This window comes from Pseudoalteromonas sp. T1lg10, assembly GCF_002964545.1.
GTDB lineage: Bacteria > Pseudomonadota > Gammaproteobacteria > Enterobacterales > Alteromonadaceae > Pseudoalteromonas.
Genome location: NZ_PQBV01000037.1, coordinates 166100 through 172203, shown reverse-complemented (window position 1 = coordinate 172203; position 6104 = coordinate 166100). Strand labels below are relative to the sequence as shown.

General features: G+C 50.0%; 3 protein-coding genes and 2 tRNA genes. 3 read left to right on the top strand and 2 right to left on the bottom strand.

Going from position 1 to position 6104, the window contains the following annotated elements; all coding sequences use genetic code 11:
• Positions 1 to 47: 47 nt before the first annotated feature.
• A tRNA-Asp gene (locus C2M17_RS09505) sits at positions 48 to 124 on the top strand.
• 28 nt (positions 125 to 152) lie between these two features.
• Positions 153 to 229: transfer RNA gene (locus C2M17_RS09500), tRNA-Asp, on the top strand.
• 151 nt (positions 230 to 380) lie between these two features.
• Here the strand turns inward: C2M17_RS09500 and C2M17_RS09495 are convergent.
• Together C2M17_RS09495 and fadE are read right to left on the bottom strand one after the other, a co-directional pair.
• Positions 381 to 2330: a S9 family peptidase gene (locus C2M17_RS09495; protein ID WP_105200559.1), complete on the bottom strand. Its 1950-nt coding sequence runs from the start codon at positions 2328 to 2330 to the stop codon at positions 381 to 383.
• Between the two features lie 336 nt (positions 2331 to 2666).
• On the bottom strand, positions 2667 to 5123 hold the full coding sequence (fadE, locus tag C2M17_RS09490; protein ID WP_105200558.1) for an acyl-CoA dehydrogenase FadE: 2457 nt from the start codon (positions 5121 to 5123) through the stop codon (positions 2667 to 2669).
• A 177-nt stretch (positions 5124 to 5300) separates the two neighbouring features.
• Between fadE and C2M17_RS09485 the strand changes: the two genes are divergently transcribed.
• Positions 5301 to 6065 carry a class II glutamine amidotransferase gene (locus C2M17_RS09485; RefSeq protein ID WP_105200557.1) on the top strand — a complete coding sequence of 255 codons (765 nt, stop codon included), beginning with the start codon at positions 5301 to 5303 and terminating at the stop codon, positions 6063 to 6065.
• Positions 6066 to 6104: the final 39 nt, after the last annotated feature.

The following is a 6104-nucleotide window of genomic DNA, read 5'->3' as shown; positions in this document are numbered from 1 at the left end:
TCCACTCCGCCATTTAGCCTGATAACATGTACAAACATCATTACTGCGGAGTGGTAGTTCAGTTGGTTAGAATACCGGCCTGTCACGCCGGGGGTCGCGGGTTCGAGTCCCGTCCACTCCGCCATTTAATGATGTACAATGCATACCACTGCGGAGTGGTAGTTCAGTTGGTTAGAATACCGGCCTGTCACGCCGGGGGTCGCGGGTTCGAGTCCCGTCCACTCCGCCATTTGCTTCTCCCCTTAAGCAATACTTCTCCCTTAAAAGTCCCTAACAACCTTAGTTTCTATAGTCTTTATTTAAGAAAAACCAGGCAAAAAAATAGCCGGTGTCTGGCACCAGCTATTCGTATTCAGGCTTTTTCATCCGTTAGCTATCGCTTATTCGCCCTTTAAGTACTTATCCAGAAAGCGAACATAAGCGTCAGAGGCGGCAATCCGGTTTTCCCGTTTGCTAAAACCATGACCTTCATCGTCAAACAGCACGTATTCAACCGGAATACCATTAGCTTTCACCGCCGCTACCAGTTCATCGCTTTCTACTTGCAGCACCCGAGGATCGTTGGCTCCTTGCACTACCAGCAGAGGCTTGGTGATGTTTTTGGCGTGGAACAACGGCGAGATACGACGGTGACGTGCTTCATCCGTGGCCGGATCGCCCATTTCGTCATAAAGCGACTTCTTAAAGCTTTCCCACCAGGGTGGAATGGAGGTGAGCGTACGCACCCAGTTGGTCACACCGAAGATATTAATGCCGACCTCAAACTCTTCCGGGGTGAAGGTCAGCGCCGCTGCCGTCATATAGCCGCCGTAGCTGCCGCCCATAATGCCTATCTTGTCGCCATCGACCCAATCCAGGGTTTGCAGATGCTTTTTGCCATAGATGATGTCTTGCAGGTCGTCTTCGCCATGCTTTTTATCATCAAGGTGGAAGAAGGTTTTGCCATAGCCCGAGCTGCCGCGGTTGTTGACCGCAAATATCGCATAGCCATGGTTAACCAGGTGCTGCTGCATGGCGCTGTAGCCGGTGCGGCTTTGTCCACCCGGGCCGCCATGCACCCAAATAAGCGCGGGCACCTTATTGGTTGCCGATGCCTGTTTTGGCTTGTAGAGCACTCCGGGTATGGTTAAGCCATCGAAGCTCTTAAAGCGCACAATTTCACTGTTAACCAGGTTGTTTTCGTCTATTTGCTTACTCAAGGTGCTGGTCAGACGCTGCGCCGTATCGCTGCCGATCTCCCAGTGATAGAGATTACGTGGGCTGGTATCCGAGCTGAGATAGAAGGACATAAAGCGTTCGTCATGACTGAACTCAACGCCACTAAGGGTGCCCTTGGGAAGCGAGCTAGGCAGAGTTAACTGTTTATTGGTGCTGGTGTCGAAAATACTGACCTCGGTGCTGGCATCGGCATTGATGCCACTGACCATATAGCGTCCGGTTTCTGAAAAGCGCAGAAAACTGATGTCCCAGTCCGCTTTTAGCGCCAGGCTGTGTTCATTGGTGGCTAAGTCATAACGCCAGAGCTGGCGAAACTCACCCTTGGCATCGGTGGCATAATACAGAGACTGGCCATCGACACTAAAACCCCAGGCATTGTAATTGGCCGGGTCGTCGTGGGCGCTAAGTAAGGTCGGTTTGGCACTGCGGTTATGAGTGTCGAGCAGGTAAAAATCGCTGTCGCGATTACTGTTGGTTTTATTTAAGGCGATAAAGCGACCATCGGGGCTGATGGCGGCCACATTAAAGCCTTGCTCATTCTTATAAACCAGCTCGTTGTCATAGGTTTTGGCATCAAATTTATAGAGATCCATAAACTTAGGATCGCGTTTATTGCTTAATACATAGAAGCTGGCGTCGTCCTTGCTAAAGCCGGCAAATCCGGCGCGGGTTTGTTCCCCAGGGGTCAGATCCCTGATGGTGCCATCGAGTTCGCGCACAAAAAGGTGATGTAGTTCATTACCGCCGTTATCGCGGCTAAACAAGATACGGTCATCCTTGGGGAAATAGCCAACGCTATAGGTGCTGTCTTGTGCATCTGTGATCTGGGTACGACTGCCGTCACTCACCTTGACCTCATACAGGTTGTAAATACCCGTTTCGTCACTGCTTAGCAGCAACTTGTCGTCGCTGTGGTTAAAACTGTTGCCGCTCAGGCTTACTGTGTCGAAAAAGGTTTGTGCGCTATAGGTGGGGATAGCTGCAACATTTGCTGCCACGGGAGCTGGGGTCGATGTTTGACTTTGAGCCGTGCTGGAGGTGTTTGATTGGCAACCGCTTAAGGCCAGGGTTAACGCGGCAGCCAAACTGGTCGCGACTAGGGTTTTTGACATGCTTCTCATCCTTAGAGTTGTTGTTATAGCTTTTTGTAGCGTTAATAGTGTTTGCCTTGGCAGGCGTAAATGCAAGAAAAGTGTAGAATTTATAGCCAGTAATACCAATTCTGTTAAGTATGTGATCAGAAATAGCGCTGGATAAATGATGTGATCACAAGGCGGAATCTTTCTTATGTAGTTATTCTACAAAGAAAAATTCCAACACAGTGAGCATGATATTTAGCCCGCTAGAATGATTAGCTATTTAATTGAATTGGTATAAATTGTTAGCAAATTTAACGGGCATAAAAAAAGCCGGCTGGGCCGGCTTTTTAGTAGGGGAGTCAGGAAGCTTTACGCTGCCGACGCCTTTTTGCTTGTTTGTTTGCGTGCAGCCTTACCGGCAAGCAGGTCTTCAGGGTCGAAATCGTCGACATTGATCACATCAAGACGCTGCTTTTCGACATCACGTAGACGCTGCGCTTCGTCTTCTGTGAGCACACCGGCTTTGAGGCCTTGCTCGGCAATTTTATCGAGCTGCATAAAGGCCAGTTTCTTACCTGTGGCGCGACATACCTTGTCGAACAGTGGCTCGACGGCAAGAATATCACGTAAGGTTTTTTCTTGATTACCTAACAGGCTGTTAGGCCCTTCGCTCAAGAAAATATGCTGTGCTAAACGCGTACGGGTTTCGTTTGGCGTTTGCAGTAGCTGGGCAATAACATGCTCTTGCTTGTCGGTTGGCTTGCGCACCGGACGGCCCCATGGGAAGAGTACAACCTTAAGCAATCCGCGAAGTGGTGCCGATGGCATATTGTTGATCAGATCCGCCAAGGCACGTTGACAACGGTACAGATACTCTTGGCAGGCCCAACGCACCAGAGGTAAGTCTTCCTTACGGCGACCTTCATCGTTATAGCGTTTTAGCGTTGCCGATACCAGGTATAGGTAGCTGAGCATATCTCCAAGGCGTGCAGAAATACGTTCCTTACGCTTTAATGAGCCGCCAAACACCGCCATACAGATATCAGACATGAGTGCCAGTGAGGCACTGAAGCGCGCCGCATCGCGATAAAACTGCGCAGTTTCATCTTTAAAGGGTACCGAAGTAAAGCGGGCACCGGTGAAGGCCAGCCACTTGGTACGTACCAGGTTAGAAATGGTGTAGCCGATATGACCCATTAGCGCGTTATCAAACACATCCAGGGCTTCTTTACGGTCTTCTATGGTGGTGGCGTTAAGCTCGGTCAACACGAAAGGATGACAGCGGATCGCACCCTGACCATAGATGATCATATTACGGGTAAGGATATTAGCGCCCTCGACCGTGATAGCAATAGGCGCGCCCTGGTAACCGCGGCCCAGGTAGTTGTTCGGACCGAGACAGATACCCTTACCGCCGTGAACATCCATGGCGTGCATGGTCGACTCGCGCATTTGCTCGGTCAGGTGATATTTAAGGATGGCGGAAACCACAGACGGTTTCTCACCCAAGTCCACGGCGCCGGTCGACATAGTCACTGCAGCGTCACAGGCATAGGCGTAACCGCCAAGTTTTGCCATGGCCTCTTCAACCCCTTCCATTTTACCTATGGGTAAGCGGAATTGGCGGCGAATACGGCTGTAGGAGCCGGTTGCCAGAGCCAACGACTTAATGCCGCCAGCCGAGTTAGAAGGCAGGGTGATAGCGCGGCCTACGGATAAGCATTCAACCAGCATGCGCCAGCCTTGACCGGCCATTTTTGGGCCACCGATAATGTAATCTAGGGGTACGAATACGTCTTTACCCTGGGTTGGACCGTTTTGGAACGGTACATTCAGCGGGAAGTGACGACGGCCGATTTCCACGCCTTCCATATCGGTTGGGATCAGCGCACAGGTGATGCCCAGCTCTTTTGTATCGCCAAGCAGGCCATCGGGGTCTTGCATTTTAAAGGCCAGACCAAGGACGGTAGCAACCGGTGCCAAGGTGATATAGCGCTTATTCCAGGTCAGGCGAATACCGGTTACTTCTTCGCCATTAAATTCACCCTTACACACCACACCATAATCAGGAATGGCGCTGGCATCTGAGCCGGCTTCCGGTGAGGTTAATGCAAAGCAGGGGATCTCTTCACCGCGGGCTAGTCGCGGTAGATAATGATCTTTTTGCTCTTTGGTTCCATAGTGTTGCAATAACTCGCCCGGGCCTAATGAGTTAGGCACGCCAACTATGGAAGAGAGTAGGGTCGATTTACTGGTGAGTTTTTGCAGTACACATGATTGAGCATAAGCAGAAAATTCCAGGCCACCATATTCTTTTTTGATGATCATGGCGAAGAATTTGTTGTCTTTCAGGTATTGCCATACCTCGGGCGGCAGATCGGTCAATTCATGGGTTGCTTCCCAATCGTTGAACATGCCACATACTTCTTCCACAGGGCCGTTTAGGAAGGCCTGCTCTTCGGCACTGAGTTTGGGAGCTGGATATTGGTGTAGTTTTTTCCAGTTCGGATTACCGCAGAAAAGGTCTGCTTCCCACCAGGTGGTACCTGCGTCGATGGCCGACTTTTCGGTCTCTGACATGGTGGGGGTGACTTTTTTAAAGGCCTTAAACAGCGGCTGAGTTATATATTGTTGGCGAATTGTGGTAACCGATAGAGGCACCGCAATAACCAAGAATAATAGCCAGCTGATAAAACCAAAGGCACCGGCAAAGGTGCCGATAAGCATGGTCGCAGCGGCCAAGCCCAGGCAGGTGTTGTAACTGGCTCTGTGGTAGCTGGCATAAGACAGCACCGCAATAAGCGCGAGTAAAAATAGGAGTGTCATAATCTTATTCCTTGTTAGAGGTCTGACCACTACCGAGTAGATTAGCGTTACTCTATGGGGGTTGCAAGTCCTGTGTTTAATTATAGGGCTGTGGTATGAATTTTATTAGTACCTGACTCGCTAGCGGCGAGTACTTTCTTAATACCCTTAGTATTTCTTTTTTTATTAGGAGCTTATGTGTGCGAATTGCTTGGCATGTCGGCCAACGTCCCCACCGATATTTGTTTTAGTTTTACCGGCTTATTAGAGCGCGGCGGTAACACCGGCCCACATACGGATGGCTGGGGCATTACCTTTTATGAAGGCAAGGGGTGTCGTTCGTTTAAAGACCCTTTGCCTAGCGCCGAGTCGGAAATTGCCAAGTTGGTGCGTGCCTATCCCATTAAAAGCAAATCGGTGATAAGCCATATTCGTCAAGCCAATCGCGGTCGAACCTGTTTGGAGAATACCCATCCTTTTACCCGTGAGTTGTGGGGCAAGGAAATAACCTATGCCCATAATGGCCAGTTATCCAATTACAATGACCTTAAGCCGAGCTATTATCAGCCGGTAGGCAGCACAGACAGTGAGTTGGCGTTTTGTTGGCTACTTGATCAAATTCGCGAAAAGTATCCAAAGCGCCCCTCGAATATGGCCCCCGTATTTCGCTACGCGGCTAAATTAGCGCATCACTTGCGTGAGAAAGGGGTGTTTAATATGTTGTTGACCGATGGCGTCTATGTGCTGGCGTATTGCACCAATAATTTGCACTGGATCACCCGTCGTGCTCCCTTTGGCAAGGCAACCTTGATCGACACCGAATTGGTGGTGAACTTTCAAGAAGAAACCACCCCCAACGATATAGTTACAGTGATAGCGACGCGGCCGCTCACCAATGACGAATGCTGGCATAAAATGGAGCCGGGCGAGTTCGCTTTATTTAAGCTTGGGGAAAAAATTTAGAGTGTATATCGCGGCGCTCAGGTTTAGGCTTTTGGCGCC